Source organism: Shimia sp. R10_1, from assembly GCF_017744095.1.
In the GTDB taxonomy this organism is placed as follows: domain Bacteria; phylum Pseudomonadota; class Alphaproteobacteria; order Rhodobacterales; family Rhodobacteraceae; genus Shimia.
This window is the reverse complement of record NZ_JAGHQX010000001.1, coordinates 128,138-145,257: the sequence shown is the minus strand read 5'-3', so window position 1 is coordinate 145,257 and position 17,120 is coordinate 128,138. Positions and strand designations below refer to the sequence as shown.

Annotated in this window: 18 protein-coding genes; 5 read left to right on the top strand and 13 right to left on the bottom strand. The window is 57.5% G+C overall.

The window, feature by feature from the left end:
* Positions 1–82: 82 nt before the first annotated feature.
* Entirely contained in the window at positions 83–976 is an 894-nt protein-coding gene (locus J7413_RS00650) for a fructose bisphosphate aldolase (RefSeq protein ID WP_209095468.1), read from the top strand.
* Positions 977–1,090: 114 nt separating this feature from the next.
* Here the strand turns inward: J7413_RS00650 and J7413_RS00645 are convergent, their stop codons facing one another.
* Entirely contained in the window at positions 1,091–2,503 is a 1,413-nt protein-coding gene (locus J7413_RS00645; RefSeq protein ID WP_209095467.1) for a DUF1266 domain-containing protein, read from the bottom strand.
* A gap of 531 nt (positions 2,504–3,034) precedes the next feature.
* Between J7413_RS00645 and J7413_RS00640 the strand changes: the two genes are divergently transcribed.
* From J7413_RS00640 to J7413_RS00625, 4 genes are all read left to right on the top strand, one after another.
* Positions 3,035–3,337, top strand: coding sequence for a septum formation initiator family protein (locus tag J7413_RS00640; RefSeq protein WP_209095466.1), 303 nt, complete (start codon positions 3,035–3,037; stop codon positions 3,335–3,337).
* Positions 3,338–3,455: 118 nt separating this feature from the next.
* The gene (gene pdhA, locus J7413_RS00635; RefSeq protein WP_209095465.1) at positions 3,456–4,445 is read left to right on the top strand and encodes a pyruvate dehydrogenase (acetyl-transferring) E1 component subunit alpha; all 990 of its coding nucleotides are present in this window, start codon (positions 3,456–3,458) and stop codon (positions 4,443–4,445) included.
* A 24-nt stretch (positions 4,446–4,469) separates the two neighbouring features.
* Positions 4,470–5,840 carry a pyruvate dehydrogenase complex E1 component subunit beta gene (locus J7413_RS00630; RefSeq protein WP_209095463.1) on the top strand — a complete coding sequence of 457 codons (1,371 nt, stop codon included), beginning with the start codon at positions 4,470–4,472 and terminating at the stop codon, positions 5,838–5,840.
* 12 nt (positions 5,841–5,852) lie between these two features.
* Positions 5,853–7,148, top strand: coding sequence for a pyruvate dehydrogenase complex dihydrolipoamide acetyltransferase (locus J7413_RS00625; RefSeq protein WP_209095461.1), 1,296 nt, complete (start codon positions 5,853–5,855; stop codon positions 7,146–7,148).
* Positions 7,149–7,217: 69 nt separating this feature from the next.
* On the opposite strand, the gene cysE is transcribed toward J7413_RS00625, so the two are convergent.
* The 12 genes from cysE to J7413_RS00565 all read right to left on the bottom strand — a co-directional run bounded on the left by cysE (position 7,218) and on the right by J7413_RS00565 (position 17,025).
* Positions 7,218–8,036: a serine O-acetyltransferase gene (gene cysE / locus J7413_RS00620; protein ID WP_209095459.1), complete on the bottom strand. Its 819-nt coding sequence runs from the start codon at positions 8,034–8,036 to the stop codon at positions 7,218–7,220.
* 111 nt (positions 8,037–8,147) lie between these two features.
* Entirely contained in the window at positions 8,148–12,074 is a 3,927-nt protein-coding gene (locus J7413_RS00615; protein WP_209095457.1) for a glycoside hydrolase/phage tail family protein, read from the bottom strand.
* A complete protein-coding gene (locus tag J7413_RS00610; protein ID WP_209095455.1) occupies positions 12,062–12,529 on the bottom strand; it encodes an NlpC/P60 family protein in 468 nt (155 codons plus the stop codon). Before J7413_RS00610 ends, J7413_RS00615 begins: the two co-directional genes overlap by 13 nt.
* Positions 12,526–13,410, bottom strand: a complete 885-nt coding sequence (locus tag J7413_RS00605) for a DUF2163 domain-containing protein (protein WP_209095453.1) — start codon at positions 13,408–13,410, stop codon at positions 12,526–12,528. Before J7413_RS00605 ends, J7413_RS00610 begins: the two co-directional genes overlap by 4 nt.
* A complete protein-coding gene (locus J7413_RS00600) occupies positions 13,410–14,042 on the bottom strand; it encodes a DUF2460 domain-containing protein (protein ID WP_209095451.1) in 633 nt (210 codons plus the stop codon). Before J7413_RS00600 ends, J7413_RS00605 begins: the two co-directional genes overlap by 1 nt.
* An 8-nt stretch (positions 14,043–14,050) precedes the next feature.
* On the bottom strand, positions 14,051–14,704 hold the full coding sequence (locus tag J7413_RS00595) for a phage tail tape measure protein (RefSeq protein WP_209095448.1): 654 nt from the start codon (positions 14,702–14,704) through the stop codon (positions 14,051–14,053).
* The gene (locus tag J7413_RS00590) at positions 14,697–14,900 is read right to left on the bottom strand and encodes a rcc01693 family protein (RefSeq protein WP_209096702.1); all 204 of its coding nucleotides are present in this window, start codon (positions 14,898–14,900) and stop codon (positions 14,697–14,699) included. The genes J7413_RS00595 and J7413_RS00590 overlap by 8 nt, the downstream gene beginning before the upstream one ends.
* Positions 14,887–15,234: a gene transfer agent family protein gene (locus J7413_RS00585; RefSeq protein ID WP_209095447.1), complete on the bottom strand. Its 348-nt coding sequence runs from the start codon at positions 15,232–15,234 to the stop codon at positions 14,887–14,889. Before J7413_RS00585 ends, J7413_RS00590 begins: the two co-directional genes overlap by 14 nt.
* Position 15,235: 1 nt before the next feature.
* Positions 15,236–15,649: a phage major tail protein, TP901-1 family gene (locus J7413_RS00580; protein ID WP_209095446.1), complete on the bottom strand. Its 414-nt coding sequence runs from the start codon at positions 15,647–15,649 to the stop codon at positions 15,236–15,238.
* Positions 15,650–15,665: 16 nt separating this feature from the next.
* Positions 15,666–16,082: a DUF3168 domain-containing protein gene (locus tag J7413_RS00575; protein ID WP_209095445.1), complete on the bottom strand. Its 417-nt coding sequence runs from the start codon at positions 16,080–16,082 to the stop codon at positions 15,666–15,668.
* Positions 16,079–16,429, bottom strand: a complete 351-nt coding sequence (locus J7413_RS00570; RefSeq protein ID WP_209095444.1) for a head-tail adaptor protein — start codon at positions 16,427–16,429, stop codon at positions 16,079–16,081. Before J7413_RS00570 ends, J7413_RS00575 begins: the two co-directional genes overlap by 4 nt.
* Complete coding sequence (locus tag J7413_RS00565) at positions 16,426–17,025, bottom strand: head-tail connector protein (RefSeq protein WP_209095442.1); 600 nt, start codon at positions 17,023–17,025, stop codon at positions 16,426–16,428. Before J7413_RS00565 ends, J7413_RS00570 begins: the two co-directional genes overlap by 4 nt.
* Between the last annotated feature and the right edge of the window lie 95 nt (positions 17,026–17,120).

Here is a 17,120-nt window from a genome sequence, read left to right as displayed (position 1 = left end):
AAGTCCCGCGCCCGCTAAACTATAGCGAGGCCAACTGGGGCAATAACCCTTTATTCTCAACAGATTTTGACTGAGGACACCAATGTCTAATCAAGCACAAGCTGAAAAGATTGCCGCCGGAAACGGCTTCATCGCCGCGCTGGATCAATCCGGTGGTTCCACCCCCAAAGCGCTCCGCCTCTACGGCGTTGAGGAAACCGCCTACAGCTCTGATGCTGAAATGTTCGACATGATCCACGCCATGCGCTCCCGTATTGCGCAGGCCCCTGCCTTCACCGGCGACAAAGTGGTCGGCGCGATCTTGTTTGAAATGACCATGGACCGCGACATCGGCGGCCAGCCCTCCCCGACCTTCCTGTGGGAACAGCGCGGCGTTGTGCCTTTCCTGAAAGTCGACAAAGGCCTCGCAGATGAGGAAAACGGCTGTCAGGTGATGAAGCCAATGCCAGAGCTCGACGCGCTCTGCGAACGCGCTGCGGCCAAAGGCGTGTTTGGCACCAAAATGCGCTCCGTGATTTCTGCGGCCAACGACGCTGGCATCAAAGCGGTTGTGGCGCAGCAGTTTGAAGTGGGCAAACAGATCCTCGGCCACGGCCTCGTGCCGATCATCGAGCCAGAGGTGACCATCTCTATCGCAGACAAGTCTGAAGCCGAAGACAAGCTGCTCGCTGCCCTCACAGCAGAGCTCGACGCCCTGCCAGAGGACAAGCAGGTCATGCTGAAGCTGACCCTGCCAGAGGCGGCCAACCACTACAAAACACTGGTCGATCATCCACGTGTGATGAAAGTTGTGGCTCTCTCCGGTGGCTACAGCCGCGAAGAAGCCAACGCGCGTCTGTCTGAAAACACCGGCATGATTGCCAGCTTCTCCCGTGCGCTGACCGAAGGTCTCTCTGCACAGCAGACCGAAGACGAGTTCAACGACATGATCGCGGGCTCCATCGACACGATCTATCAAGCCTCCGTCGCAGGCTAAGCGACTCTCACATCAAAACAAAAAGGTGCGCATATTCTGCGCACCTTTTTTTGTGCCTGCTACTGCGGCTGTGAAAGACCCGACCACCGAAAACGCTGCAAAAGACGCAGCGCCTCAATGCAGCAGCGCCCCCTCCGGCTGAACAATCTCGTCAAGCGAAAGCACCGTCGTCACCTTTGCACCAAGGGTTTGCGGCATGAAAAACGGATTCACCTCACCACCGTCAAAAATACCCTTGAGTGCGTCCTGTGCCGCGTCATCCGCCTCCGGCCAGGGCACCTGATGATCAATCGGAAACTGCTGACGCAGTGCCATGTGGCATTCCTCTGCGGCTTTTGCCGCAGCGGCGTAGGCTTCTGATGTGTCTGATTTCTGGACTTTCCAGGACAGAAAGCCGATGGCTTCGCTGCAAAAATACGCATTCCAATCTGGAAACGCTGCACTGGCAATCTTCCGATAAGCTGGCAGCTCATGTTGCAGCTCTTCGCGTGTCAGAAAACCAGCCGCATAGGCGCGTCGCAGCAGGAACATCCCCCGGCTCAGATCAAAGCCCCACCCCAGCGACAACAGATCAAGCTCTCCCTGCGGATAGAGCACGCGATCAATGGTCTCCTTGTCAAACAAGAACATATTGCGCACATCGTTGCGCACTGCCAATCGCCCAATATGGCGCACAATCTGAAACATCTGGTCGCGCGCATCCCCATGCGGTTTCAGCGTCTCAGGGTCATCAAGTTCGGCGCATTTGTCTGCGATCGCCTTAAAGAAAGTCGCCTCATCCAGACCAAACTGATCCAGCGCGGCAGCCATCGACTGCCCCAGCATCTCTCCCGAGTCTGCGGCCTCCTCCTCTGGGAAAAACACCGGATGAAAGCTGTTGTGTGGCGCACCGCTCATGTCTGCCAAGAGGTCATAGACAATGTCGAACCCTTCTTGATTGAACAGTGTCACCGCCGCGGTGCGGTGCAGCCTGCCATCCCGCAGATCATGGATCATCGAAAGCGCGGCCTGTTTGGATGAAATCCCCCAATCCCGCTTGAGCGCATGCATCAGGTGCTCTGAGTAGTCGAAATTCTGGTGCTGATAGGGGCGCGTCTCAGAAAACGCAGGGTCGTCATAACCAGCTTTACGGTCCCAAAACGGGTAATTTTCGTAAGTGTGATACCAGCCCTTATCACGATAGGTAAATCGCGCGCACAGATTGAGTGCCTGCAGCTCCTCGGCACTCAACAGTACGTTTTTGCGCCCTTCATGGTAGCGTTCGATTTCACGCTTCGGCGCAGTCCGGCTGCACCGAATGCAAGACTCGAGCATGATGGCAGGAAAGACCAGCGAGACCCAAAAAAGAACACCACCCCCCAAAACAAAATCACAGAAGACCGCTGGCAACGCGGACAAAGCCATCACCTTGAGACGAGAGAGGACAAACAACTCAGGGAGCACCCGCTTCCAAGGCTGTTTCTGAGGCGGAACTGTGCATGTTCCGGCCAGGTTCTGCACATTGTCAGACAAAAAAGTTTCGGTCATTTTAGTCAGGCTGATTTCGTAAATTGAACATGCGATGTCATCGCTCCGGCACAAACACAAAGCGTGCGCCAGACATGAATCACTTTCCAATATCGCAACTATGCGGGCACTTCACCCCTTTTAAAAAACGGATTTCCGCACCGCACGTAGGGTTCACACTCTCAGCGCCCCCAAGAACACCGAAAAATCGCACCGCCGCGATACCGACGCAGGACCGACGCAATACCGAAACACCCGTTTTACGCCATCAGAGCAAAAGTTAACGTACCCGAGCTGACACAAAAGAAATTCAGACTTTTTTCGACAATTCAAGCAAGCCACTGATGACAAATACAAAACCGGCACCGAACGCTGCGTGCCTAAAGCATTAATAAGTGATAGATAGGCTGATCCGCACGCATCACGCGATTCGAAGTCTTAAAACAACGCATTTTATAAAAATGCTTAAATAAGTGTTTAAGGAATTCACAGCGCGAATCGCCTAGGCTATATTGGTTCAAAGACGCCGAAAACGGCGCATTAGAGGCAAAAATGACAGGTACATCCCCCCGCCCAGCTCTTGGTGCTGTTGTGTTTTTTGGTTTGGCGTTTGCGCTGGCGATCTATTTTACCTTTGCCGCGGTGCAGGGCGACTATGGCCTGTTCCGTCGTGTCGAAATCCTCGCAGAAAAGCAGCAGCTCGAAGCAGAGCTCGCGCTTGCACAGGCCGAGGTTGCCCATATGGAAAACCTTACACGTCGCCTGTCAGACAGCTATCTGGATCTGGATCTGCTTGATCAACAGGTGCGCGACGTGCTTGGCATGATCCGGGCTGATGAAGTGGTGATCCGCTGATCCTGTCAGCTCCCTGAAAATCAAACGCTTTTTTCACTCGCCACCGCTACGGGCTTCCGCTACCATTTTCGCAAGTATGGTTTAAAGTTAAACCATCCAGCACTTGGGAGGAACCACGATGGCGGCGAAACGTGCTGCAAAGAAGCCCAATGTCTCGGGCGAAGAGCTCACGCAATACTATCGCGACATGCTGCTGATCCGGCGCTTTGAAGAGAAAGCAGGACAACTCTACGGCATGGGTCTGATTGGCGGTTTCTGCCACCTCTACATCGGTCAGGAAGCCGTTGTGGTGGGGCTGGAAGCGGCGACAGAGGAAGGCGACAAACGCATCACCTCTTATCGCGATCACGGCCACATGCTGGCCTGCGGCATGGACGCCAATGGTGTGATGGCCGAACTCACCGGGCGTGAGGGCGGCTATTCCAAAGGCAAAGGCGGCTCCATGCATATGTTTTCAAAGGAAAAACATTTCTACGGCGGCCACGGCATCGTCGGCGCACAGGTGCCACTTGGCGCCGGCCTCGCCTTTGCAGACAAATACAAAGACAACGGCCGCGTGACCTTCACCTACTTCGGGGACGGTGCCGCCAATCAGGGACAGGTCTATGAAACCTTCAACATGGCCGCCCTCTGGGATCTGCCCGTGGTCTTTGTGATTGAAAACAACCAATACGCCATGGGCACCGCGCAGGCGCGCTCCACCTCCTCACAGGATATTTACAAACGCGGCGAAGCCTTTGGCATTCCAGGGGAAATGGTCGACGGCATGGATGTGCTTGCGGTGAAAGACGCGGGCGAACGCGCTGTCAAACACTGCCGCGCGGGCAAAGGCCCCTATATCCTCGAAGTAAAAACCTACCGCTACCGCGGCCACTCCATGTCTGACCCCGCAAAATACCGCACCCGCGAAGAGGTGCAAAAGATGCGCGAGGAGCGTGATCCCATTGAAAACGTGCGTCAAATGCTGCTGACCGGCAAGCACGCCAGCGAAGAGGATCTGAAGGCGATCGACAAAGAGATCAAAGCCATCGTCAACGCCTCCGCCGATTTTGCCAAAGAGAGCCCGCTGCCTGATGAGGCCGAGCTCTGGACAGACATTTACGCCTAAGCCCCGGACGAGAGGACATTTATCATGGCTACTGAAATTCTCATGCCAGCCCTGTCGCCCACCATGGAAGAGGGCACCCTGGCCAAATGGTTGGTCAAGGAAGGCGACACCGTACAATCCGGCGACATCTTGGCCGAGATTGAAACCGACAAAGCCACAATGGAATTTGAAGCCGTTGACGAGGGCGTCATCGGCAAAATTCTGGTGGCTGAAGGCACCGAAGGTGTCGCGGTCAACACCGCAATCGCGATCCTTGCCGAAGACGGCGAAGACGTCAGCACACTGGAAGCCGCCGCAGCTTCTGCTGAGGCCGCTGTACCTGCGGTTGAGGCCAGCAGCGCGGCCCCCGCCTCTGTCGCAGCTCCAGAGGCCCCCACGCCTGATCTGAGCCCCGATTGGCCTGAAGGCACCCCCATGAAGTCTCAGACCGTGCGCGAGGCCCTGCGCGACGCCATGGCCGAAGAGATGCGCGCCGACGGCGAGGTCTACCTCATGGGTGAGGAAGTTGCCGAATATCAGGGCGCCTATAAGGTCAGCCAGGGTCTGTTGGATGAATTTGGCGGCAAACGGGTGATTGACACCCCCATCACCGAGCATGGGTTTGCGGGCATCGCGGTTGGTGCGGCCTTTGGCGGGCTGAAACCGATTGTTGAATTCATGACATTCAACTTTGCCATGCAGGCCATTGACCAGATTATCAATTCTGCTGCCAAAACGCTCTATATGTCCGGCGGCCAGATGGGCGCGCCCATGGTGTTCCGCGGCCCCAACGGTGCCGCTGCCCGCGTCGGCGCGCAACACAGCCAGGATTATGCCGCATGGTATGCTCAAATCCCGGGCTTGAAGGTGGCGATGCCCTATTCGGCCTCAGATGCCAAAGGCTTGCTGAAATCCGCCATCCGCGATCCAAACCCGGTGATTTTCCTGGAAAACGAGATCATGTACGGCCGCAGCTTTGACGTGCCAGACATCGAGGATTTCACCATTCCTTTTGGCAAGGCACGCATCTGGCGTGAAGGCTCCGATGTCACCATCGTAAGCTTCGGCATCGGCATGCAATATGCGCTTGAGGCGGCGGATAAGCTGGCTGAAGACGGCATTTCCGCCGAAATCATCGACCTGCGCACCCTGCGCCCGATTGACTATGACACGGTGATTGCCTCGGTGATGAAAACCAACCGCTGCGTTACGGTTGAAGAAGGCTGGCCCGTCGGCTCCATCGGCAACCACCTCTCGGCCACCATCATGCAGCGCGCCTTTGATTATCTGGACGCCCCGGTACTCAATTGCACCGGCAAAGATGTGCCCATGCCTTATGCCGCAAACCTCGAAAAACTGGCGCTGACGACCACCGATGAGGTCATCGCGGCAGTGAAACAAGTGACCTATCGGTGAGGAGAGACGCAGATGCCCATAGAAATCCTCATGCCCGCGCTTTCCCCCACGATGGAAGAAGGCACTTTGGCCAAATGGCTCGTCAAAGAGGGCGATGAAGTGTCCTCTGGTGACTTGCTGGCCGAAATCGAAACCGACAAGGCCACGATGGAGTTTGAAGCCGTCGAAGACGGTGTGGTCGGCAAGATTCTGATCCCGGAAGGCTCTGAAGGGGTTCAAGTCAACGCCGTTATCGCGATTTTGCTCGAAGATGGCGAAAGCGCGGATGATATTGGCGTCGCATCTGCAGCTATGCCATCGGCAGCGCCTGCAGAAGCACCCGAGGCCCCCAAAACACCCGCTGCCAGCGCCCCTGCGCCTTCCGCTTCTGTTAGCTCCGATGGCAATCGTATCTTTGCCTCCCCGCTCGCGCGCAGAATAGCGGCTGACAAAGGCATTGATCTCGCCACACTCACAGGCTCCGGCCCGCGCGGTCGGATCGTGAAAGCTGATGTAGAAGGCGCAAGCGCCGCCCCCGCCGCGGCCAAAGTATCTGCAACACCTGCCCCAGCAGCCAAAACCGCTCCGATGCCCAGCGGCCCTGAGGCAGATACCGTCCTGCGCATGTATGCAGACCGCGACTTTGAGGAAGTCGCCCTTGATGGCATGCGCAAAACCATCGCCGCCCGCCTGACAGAGGCCAAACAGTCGATTCCGCATTTCTATCTGCGGCGCGACATCAAATTGGATGCGCTTCTGGCCTTCCGCAGCCAACTCAACAAACAGTTGGAAAAACGCGGGGCAAAGCTCTCGGTCAATGATTTCATCATCAAAGCGTGTGCTTTGGCCCTGCAAGAGGTGCCGGATGCCAACGCCGTCTGGGCCAACGACCGGATTTTGAAGCTCAAACCCTCCGATGTGGCCGTCGCGGTCGCCATCGAAGGCGGCCTATTCACGCCGGTGCTGAAAGATGCGGAGATGAAGTCATTGTCCGCCCTATCAACTGAGATGAAAGACCTCGCCACACGTGCCCGAGACCGTAAACTGGCCCCGCATGAGTATCAGGGCGGCAGTTTTGCGATTTCCAACCTAGGCATGTTTGGCATCGACAACTTTGACGCGGTGATCAACCCGCCCCACGGTGCAATTCTCGCCGTCGGCGCCGGTGTCAAGAAACCGATCGTAGACGAAGACGGCCAAATCAGCGCGGCAACGGTGATGTCGGTGACCCTGTCTGTGGATCACCGCGTGATCGACGGCGCTTTAGGGGCGCAACTGCTGCAGGCGATTGTTGACAATCTTGAGAACCCAATGGCCATGCTCGCCTAAGACGACAAACGAAAAACGGCCTGGAACTTATTGGGTTCCAGGCCGTTTTTCATAAATCTAATCAGGCGTTTACTTTGCCTTTCCTGCGCCTGACAAAACCTGATCCATGCTCACTGCGGGCTGGTCACACCCAGCTTCACCGACAACTTTTGCGGGTACGCCGGCCACGGTCTTGCAGGGCGGCACCTCTTGCAGCACCACTGAGCCAGCGGCAATACGGCTGCAATGGCCAATACGAATATTGCCCAGAACCTTTGCTCCAGCGCCGATCAGAACACCGTCCCCAATCTTGGGGTGACGGTCTTCTTCCTCTTTGCCGGTGCCGCCGAGTGTCACCGAATGCAGCATCGACACATTGTCGCCAACCACCGCTGTTTCGCCGATCACGATGGAATGGGCGTGGTCAATCATGATGCCTTTGCCGATTTTGGCGGCAGGATGAATGTCGATACCAAAGATTTCGCTGGTGCGCATCTGAATGAAATAGGACAGATCAAAGCGCCCCTGCTTCCACAGCCAATGCCCGATACGGTAGGCTTGAACAGCCTGGTAGCCTTTGAAGTAGAGGATTGGCTGCAATAAGCGGTGGCAGGCCGGATCTCGCTCGTAGATCGCCATAAGATCGGCGCGCGCTGCGGCAGACAATGACGGGTCCGCAGCAAAAGCTTCATCGGCAATCTCTCGCAAAATCACCATCGACATCTCATTAGACGACAGCTTTGCCGCAAAACGATAACTCAGTGCGCGTTCTATCGTCTGATGGTGCAACACACAGGCGTGCACCAATCCCCCCATCAGGGGTTCCTCACGCACTGCCTCTTGGGCTTCACGCGTGATCTGCTGCCAAACCGGATCTAGCTCGGTCACTTTGGGTTGCATCTCAGCCATGGTCACACCTTTCTGTTCCCGCCAGTTTACACTAGGTAGTTGCCCAGCGCCAAATTCAAAGGTGTGATTGCGCATAAAACCACCGTGAATGGAACACCTCATTTCAGGCGATTAAACAGAAATTGATGCCCAACGCCCCGGACCAAACACAGCAGAGATCTGCGCCACTTCGATACGGCCCTCAGCGCCAAAGCCATCTGCGCTCTGCATCTCTTGCGCATATGTCCATGCCGGAACAGACACCTGTTCTTCGCGGATGAGCGCATCGCCAGCATAAACACGCAGCAGATAGGCCTCTGTTTCTTCCCCCAGCGGCACCTCAAGACCGTCCCAATTGTCACCATCAATCCGCGTGCGTCTGATCCATCGCACAGCGAGCGCGCCGTTTGCGACTTGTGTTATCCGAAGATGCACGGGCGCATAAGGACGCAACCCAATGCCATCAAACGCCTCTGTGTACCGCCGGTATGTCGCATCAGAGAGCGCACGCTGCGCCGGTCCCACGCGATAGTTCCGCAACGCCCCCCGATATCTGCGTGGCAAATTGAGTTGCGTGATGGCCTCGGACACAAACACAACGTAACTGCCTTCTGGCCATTCGGTATGGATATTGCCTTCGGTGCCCAACTGCCCGCGCAACCGTCCCGAAAGCCGAAAGCGGTTTGGTCCGATCAGCTCGGCGCGCTGAAACTGAATCGCTTCCCAATTGTCCGACGCCCCATCCCCGACAAAGGAGAGATTGCCACCATTCAGAAGCCCAAGGTCAGACACGCTCTGTAAGGCGCCGTGGATCAACTCCACATCAAGCCCAGCGCCTTTGTCCAAGCGACCAGCTGAGGCTGCCAACAGCGGAGACCGCGTAATCCCGATTGTTGCCGGACTTTCCAGCAGCTGATCTAAGGTATAGCCATTCTCTGTATCGCTTGCATAGACAGCCACACGCCCCGGCCATGGATTGGCCGTACAGGCGATATGAGGCGCATGAGGAATTTCATCACCTGTCATCAGCGGCACATCCAGAAACAGCGTGCGCACCGGCACAGGCGGCCGAAACCCATTTCCGCGCGGCGGATCACTCTCGGCCTCTGACACTCTATAGATCGCGCGTTCGACCCTGGCGCCTTCAAGCACCTGCGCGCCCTGTTGCGCTACCCGGTCGAGTCGGAAACTCTGTTGCGCGATCTCTGTATGAGCGAGGGTGACCACATCCCCGGCGCCCAGATCCATTCGGCTGGGCGGCAAAGCCAGCTTCACACGATCCCGTGCCACGCGCGCTTCTGCCAACCAGCGCTCTGCTGTCTGGCGTCCCTCACCACGTGTCATCACTTCTGGCACTTCACTTTGAGAAACGGCAAAGCTTGCCTCATCATGCAGGATCGCTTCCTCAGAGACCGCATCGAAATCCCGCTCAGCCAATGTGAAGTTCAGCCGCACACGTCCTGCCAACTCTGCATCCGCAGTACGACTAAGCTCCCAGTCCCCATCTATATCGCTTGAAAGCGCTAGTTTGTCTTCTGTGAGTGCATTGTCATCTCGCAAGCCCCGCATCGCAAAATGCAGAACCCCATCGCGCTCAAACGCATCAAACCCATGGCGCAACATCAAAGGCTGCAATGCCGCACGACCATCAGCCACGTCAGCTTGCACATATCCGCGCACAACACCGTAAAGACCAGAAACATCATAGTGCGCGACACCGGAGGCCACGCAAATCTCCTCAACAACTGCTGCAAGCGTGCGATTGGTTGCGCGCCCATTCAGCCAATGCCCCTTGGCATAGTTTCCCCCATCGGTCCACAAGTTGCGCTCATTGGGAAACGCAGGAAACGGGCGCGCATCCCATGCCCATGCAAACATGCGTGCCGTATCCAGCATTGGCGCATCATAAATGTCTGACAGCGGGTTATGCGCCTCAACATTCCAATATTCGTGCAAGGCCTGCAAGTAAGACTGCTGCATCAAGTCATCCCGAATGCCACGCGAATAATATGGAAGCGCAGACTCCGAAGATTTCTCATCCAGGAACTTATTGGGCTGATTGGTGCCCCGATCAATCGCGGCACAGCCTATTTCCGTAAACCAGATGGGCTTTGAACCTGGGATCCAGTCCGTCGGAGACGTTTGTCGCATGCCAGCAACACGGTCATGATGGGGATTGGACCACCAGTTTTTGATATCTTTGTAGCGAAACACCCAGGGTTCACCGTAGGCGCCATCTTCAATGGGGCTGCGAGCCTGCGCATCCCGCGCCTCTTGTGACGGATAATACCAGTCATAGCCCTCTCCTCCGGCCACTTGGGTCTTTAGGTATTCAATGTTGTGCACCGCATCCCAAATTGCTCCGTCGATATGGCCAACGTCATCGCGCCAGTCAGACAGTGGCATATAGTTATCGATCCCAATGAAATCGATCTCATCATCCGCCCAAAGCGGATCAAGATGGAAATAAACATCCCCACTGCCATCCTGTGGCTGATACCCAAAGTACTCTGACCAATCTGCGGCATAGCCAATCTTCACCGACGGACCGAGCAAGGCACGCACCTCTGCAGCAAGCGCGATCAACTGGGTCACTGCCGGAAATCCGGCGGCTCCTCTGATCTGCGTAAGGCTCCGCATTTCCGAACCAATACAGAACGCATCAACGCCACCAGCAGCGGCGCACAGCGCCGCGTTGTGCAAAATGAACCGCCTGTAGGACCATTCATCAGGACCAGCGTAGCTCACGCCCTCTGTGGAAACCTGAAAGTCCACCGCGCGTGCAGTGCCAAAGAACGTGGCAACCTCTCCCTCTGCTGTCGCGGTTCCATCCGGAGAGCCTGTCTGCCCTGGCGCCTTGGAAAGAGTGATCCGCCCCCGCCACGGCAGAACAGGCTGATCCGTGTCATCACTCCAAGGATCCGCGCGCCCATTGTCCGCGAGCTGTTCCATCAAGATAAAGGGGTAAAACATCACCTCCTGCCCAGCGCCCTGCAAATGGCGGATCGCTTGGATCACAGACGCGTCTGAAGGTGTGCCTCCATAGACAGGCCGCCCATCAAGCTTTGCAACCTCCTGCGCTGCACTGCGGTTCACACCCGCGACCCGCCAGGGCATCGCCTCCCCATCCACATCGCTCTGCTCCACTTTGGGGCGCAGCGTACAATGTCCCACCCGCAGATCATCGCCAAACCAACTGACAATCAGCGACGTAGCCTTGCAATTGGGCAGCTCTTCGGTGAGCGCATCAATAGATGTCACAAGGTCAGCCTTACCAGACGGCGTATTCTCATTGGCTGCGCGTGTTTCCCCGCCGTCCCGTTGCAGATAAACCGGCGTCTCTGCCAAAGCGTACTCCCCCGTGCCCGGCATCAGGGCTACAGCCCGCACAGTTTCTGCATAATCGGACACATGACTTGGAACCGATTTCGGCGTTGGGCGCACCACTTCAAAACTGAACTGAGGCACGCGGTTGCCGAAAGGCGCGAGCTCTAGATCTTCAATCACCACATAGGCAGTGCCACGAAACGCAGGCACAGCCCCGCTACCTTCGACAGCTTCAATTTTAGGATCCGGCAATTGATCTCCCGTGCCATAATGCACACGCAGTGTCAGATCATTGGGCGAGATTTCAATGCCATCCGCCCAGACACGCCCAACCCGCGCGATTTCCCCTTCACAAAGCGCAATCGCCAAAGACACGGAATAACTGTAGCTCACGGTCTTTGGCTGGCTTGGCCGCCCCTTACCTCCGCCCCCTTCGGTTTCTGTGACCGTTTCCAGAAACCGCGTCGCCCAGATCACTTGACCCGGCAGGCGCACCCGTCCAAAGACCCGCGCCTGCGCGGCCCCTTCAGCAGATCCTGTGAGGCGAAAGCGCTCAACCTTGCCGGTTTCAACAACATCAGCACCGCCCCCAAGTAAACTCTGATCGATCAGCTTGCCAACCGTTGCGCCTGCAAAGCGGCCCACTGCCGCTGTTGTGATCCCTGCCGCAACAGTGCCACCGATAGAGCCCCCAATCGCTGCGCCCGCAGCAGCCAAAATCACAGTTGCCATGTGTCGCCCTCCTCAGGCGCCGGAAAGGCAAATCGCCCCACAATGCGCCGCCGCCAGGGTAAGCTCAACGCGTTTTCGACAACCGCATGGCCGCCGTATGCATGGATCACGCTGGCCATGTCTCCCAAACGCGCCACAATGCCCAAGTGTTTGGCCACAGCGCCTGATTTCATCCGAAACAACAGCACATCCCCTGCAGCTTCCTCCGACAGCGATTTGGGTATCAAATAGCGCGCGGCAGCTTGCCAAAGCACCTCTTGACCGCGCGCCTCAGACCAATCTCGCGTATAAGGCGGCACCAAAGCGGCCTCCTGCCCATAGAGCGTGCGCCACACGCCGCGTATCAGGCCAAGACAATCCGCGCCGGCCCCTAAGGCACTCGCCTGATGGCGATAGGGTGTGCCAATCCAACGCCGCGCAATGTCCACGACCAGGGCTCCGTCTGCTGTGTTCATCGCAAGCTCCCCCCGCTGTTGTTGCCCGTTTTGGTGGGATAGCTGGTGATCCAATCTTCTCCGGGAATGTCAGGAAAGCCCTGAAAATTCAGACGATTGTCAAATTTTGCGCCACAGGTCGAAAATCGCTTGTCGCAGCCCGCAATCAGGCGCAGCTGGTCTCCGGCCATAACATCAAGCGGCAAGGCCTCCCACAACTCGATCACCCGGCTGTCTGGCTCAGAAACGTCGCGCTTTATCAAACCGGTCAGCCCGAGGCTTTCACCGCTCAACACACGCAATTGCCCATGGGTGAACCACCCCGCCGCAAAATTCTCTAAGTCATCAAAGCGAAACACCCGTCGATCCGCTTGAGAGACCAGCGTAGCCTCCACGGAAAAAGCCGGATCTCGCACATCTATGCCGCAGCGCATATCCCCCAAAACAGCGGAGCACGCCCGCTGATAAACCCGCCCACGCGGCATATTCAGCCGTTCAGACAATCCGCGCAACTCCGCTACAAAAGCACCGCCAGCCTGCCGCAGCTCTCCAAGCGCGCCACGAAACAGAACGCTGCGCTCAGAGGTCTGTGCCCAGTTGACCAGCCAGCAGATCACCTCGGCACCATCAAGGCGGCCCGCCGCAATGTCTTCTGATCGCACTGACGCGTCACTCAGCACTCCAACAGCCTCGCTATTGTCCACCGCAAGCCCCGTGCCCTGCTCAAGCGCACTTGCCGTCAAACCAGTTGAAGCGCGAAACTCAAATCCTTCAAAGCTCAAATCCCGATCGTGGTCCGTAAAGCCCAGACGCACACCATCTTTGCGCACAATCCCCCATGCCCGCGCGACCGTTGTGGCACCGCTCTGTAAATGCGCCAATAGCTCCTGCTGAAACGCCATCAGACCCGCACCTCGACAATCGGTACGTTGGGCACATCACCCGCCTTGAAGCTGGCAACGCTTGTCTGAATTTGATCCGTGTCAAACCGCACGGGCACATCAAACTCAAAACCAGCGGTGATCGTAGCGCCAGCAGCAGGTGCGTCTTCAAAGCGCACGATCCCAGTTGCGCTGTCGACCGTGAAATCCAGCCCAAGCGCTTGCAACACGCCATCCATGCCGATCTGAACCGTCCCGCCCAAAGGTTTGTGGATCGGCCGTACATATTGCTGCGCGCCCGACTCATACGTTTTCTGAAGCTGAAACATGGTGGTGATTCCATCCCCCAACCCGATCACCTGATCCTCAAACCCAACCTGCTGCGACACTGGGCAAGATTTATAGTCAGCCCAGTCCTTCCAGCGAAACCCATTGAGCTGTCCCTGCCGCGCCTCAAAAAACGCGATCAAAACACCCAAATCGTCTACCGAGCGCATCGCCAACCCTGCATCATAGCTGCGTCGTGAATGCGCCCAGGGGGTGTTGCGTTCTTCAAACCCATTCACAAGCGTCACCACCTCTGTGCGTCGCTGCGGACCGCCAACCGAGCCAAAGCTCAGTGTGGTTGGAAATTGCACCTCGTGAAAACTCATGCCGCCCCCTATCTGTTGCGCTGCGCTCGCGCCAAAGCGCGGCTCATTTGCGTTGCAATCTGCCCTCTGGAGCGCTGAAAACTCTCGGCATCCGGGGTTGAGATATTCATCACCACCTGCACCGAGCCGGCTTGCTGCGCGCTGCGCACCCCCAGCTTGCCATCAGGCCCACGTGAAAGCGGCAGGATTGCCTCTGGCCCTGCTTCCCCCATCAACCCACGCCCCCCGCGCATCGGAAAGCTCACAGGTCCACTGACAACACCCCCATTGGCAAAGGGCATCACCCGGCCCTGCGTGAAGCCAGCACCATCTGCAAACGGCAAGAGTCCCCCCAGAAGGTTTCCCACGCCCCCCGCGAGAGCCTCGCCCAGTTGATCCTGAACCGGGCGCACCGCACTGCGATACGCCGCATTCACCATGTTCTGCGCCAAATTGCTCAAAACATCCGACAATTTGGCCCCATCAAAAACCAGACCATCAAACGCCCGACGCAGGCCCCTGTTCATGCTCTTTTCCAGCATCGCTGCATCCTGGCCTGTTGCGTTCAAAGACTGCTGCATCCGTCGCAATGCACCATCAAAGCCAGCGACCATCGCCGCCGCGTCGCCAAGACTGCCCTCAAGCGCTTCTATCTGACCGTCAAAACTGTCAAAATCATCCATCTTCTGCCTCCGCGTTCTTGTCTGGATAGCTGCGCAGCAACGCATTCAGGCCTGCCCGACTGAGAGTGCTCTGCGCGGGTCCCGCACCTAGCAAGAGCGCCAGTTCCGCTGGCGTCAGCGCCCAGAATTCTGCCGGTTTCAACTTCAGGCCTCCGATCCCGGCACGCATCAAAGCAGGCCAATCAAACCGTGCCATTTTCACCGCGCGTTCCTTCGTCCTCCGGGGCTCCAAAGGCGCCAATCAACAGCTGTGCCGCCACACGGGCCGCCTCCAGCGGCCCACCCGCAATCTCCACTTGCATCAAGTCCCGCGCATCACCGGACCATCCCCCGCCACGCAACCCAGCGACGACAAGGGCCAACACATCACGGCTGGCAAATTTCCCGCTCTCAAAACGTGTGATCAGCGCGATCAGCGTGTCATCGCCAAGTTGCGCCTCAAGCTCTGCCAGCGCTCCCAGCGTCAGTTTGAGCACATGGCGTCGCCCATCCAGCGTCAGCGACACCTCGCCGGCATAAGGATTGGCCATATCACGCTGCCGCAAAACTCAGCGCGCCGGCGCTGGCCATCGAGATTTCATAAGTCGCCTCACCGTCATGCGTGCCGGCATACTCAATCGCAGTGATCTGAAACGCACCTTCCACGATGCCAAAGTCCGGGATCACAACCTGAAAATCCGGGGTTTCCCCATCAAAGAAAATCTGACGCGCACGCTCATCCGTGTCTGCGTCTTTAAACACGCCAGAGCCGCTCAACGACGCCGATTTCACCCCGGCCCCTGCCAGCAACTCCCGCCAGCCGCCCTGACTTTCCAGCGAGGTCACATCCACGGTTTCCGCGTTAAAACTGATCCGCGTCGCACGCAGCCCCGCCACGCTTTCAAACTGACCGTCCCCGGTCAGATCCACTTTGATCAACAGATCTTTGCCGCTCTGTGCACCCATCATCTCTCTCCGAAACCTAGTTCTGATCGTCTTCGATCCGCGCGCGAAAGCGCAAATCGATCCGGCGCAAATTTTTCTGTGTGTCGCGCCGGGCCGTGGCGCGGTCAAAAACCAGAAACACCACCCGCCCGCGCGCCAAGGGGAGCCCATTGCCCACCAACACATCGCTCGCCGCAACCGCCGCAGATTTTGCGCGGGCAAACCCTGTGGCTTCACAAATCACCGACACAACAAACCGATGCTCAGCGCCCCCGCCATCACTGTCTGATCTGTCCCGCACTGTTTCAGCGCCCAGTGAAACGAAAAGCGCGGGCACCTGCCCTGCAGGCATGGCGTCGTAAATCGCACCGTCCACCTGCGCATTCAGCCCAGTGTCAGCCACCAGCGCCTGGTACACCGCCTCCTGAAGGGCCGCTCCCGCCGCGTAACTCATTGCGCCACCTCCTCAGTGGCATGGCAAACCAGATAACGGCCCACCCCGTCCGCCTCTGTCACCGCCTCAATGGTGAAAATCCTGTCGCCATCTCGAAAACGGCACGCAGGGGTCGGGCGCTGCTCTGATCCGACCGGCGTCGCACGCAGGGTGATCTTGTAACGCGCACTGCTGAGCGACATTTCACCGCCATCTCGAGACCGCCCGCTGCGTGGCTGCACCTCGGCCCAGACCGTTCCCAGCGTTTCCCAGCTACGCGCAAATCCACCTGCCCCATCTGGCGCAGCGAGCGGACGTTCGAGCACCAGTTTGCGCGATAAGGTCACTGCTTTGACAACAGGGCTCATTGATCTTCCCCCAGTCCAAGACGCACCGCGCGATAGCGCTCCAGAAGGCTCGTCACACCAAAGGGCATGCATCCTTCACTCAGCGTGGTTTCCTGCCGAAACTCGTAGTAATGCGCCGCCAGCAGCAGCACCGCCTGTCGCAAATCTGCGGGAATCTCCTCCCACGTCGCACCAAATCCCGCTTCAAAGCGCAAAGTGACGCTGCCGTTGGTTGGAATATTTGGCAGCCCACCAGCTACACCGCGCACGCAGGGGCGATGCATATCTTGCACCAACTGATAGGCGCTTGAAGCCACCGTCACAGCCGCACCTTGCGTGTCGGTCAGCGTGACCTCTGAAATGTCGCTGACTGGTGCAACCGGCAACCCCTGCGCCACCCCATCACGCCATCCATATACCGTCCAGCTGAAGCTACGCCGAAACAACGCCTTTCCCGTGCGGGCCTCAACTGCGCTGATCGCAGCCTGCAGAAAGCTCTCCAGAACATCATCCTGCAGACTGTCCTCAGTGAAACCACTCCCAAGCCGCAGGTGGTCTTTGAAGGCGCTCACCGGCAACGCCGAAACTGGCACCGTAGCTTCTTCGATTAACATCATGGAAAAACTCCAAAATTTCGCCGATCGCAAGAAAGGCGCGCGTCCTCACGTTGTTGCAACGGAGGGGGTCAGCCAGACAACGTGATGCAGTCCGA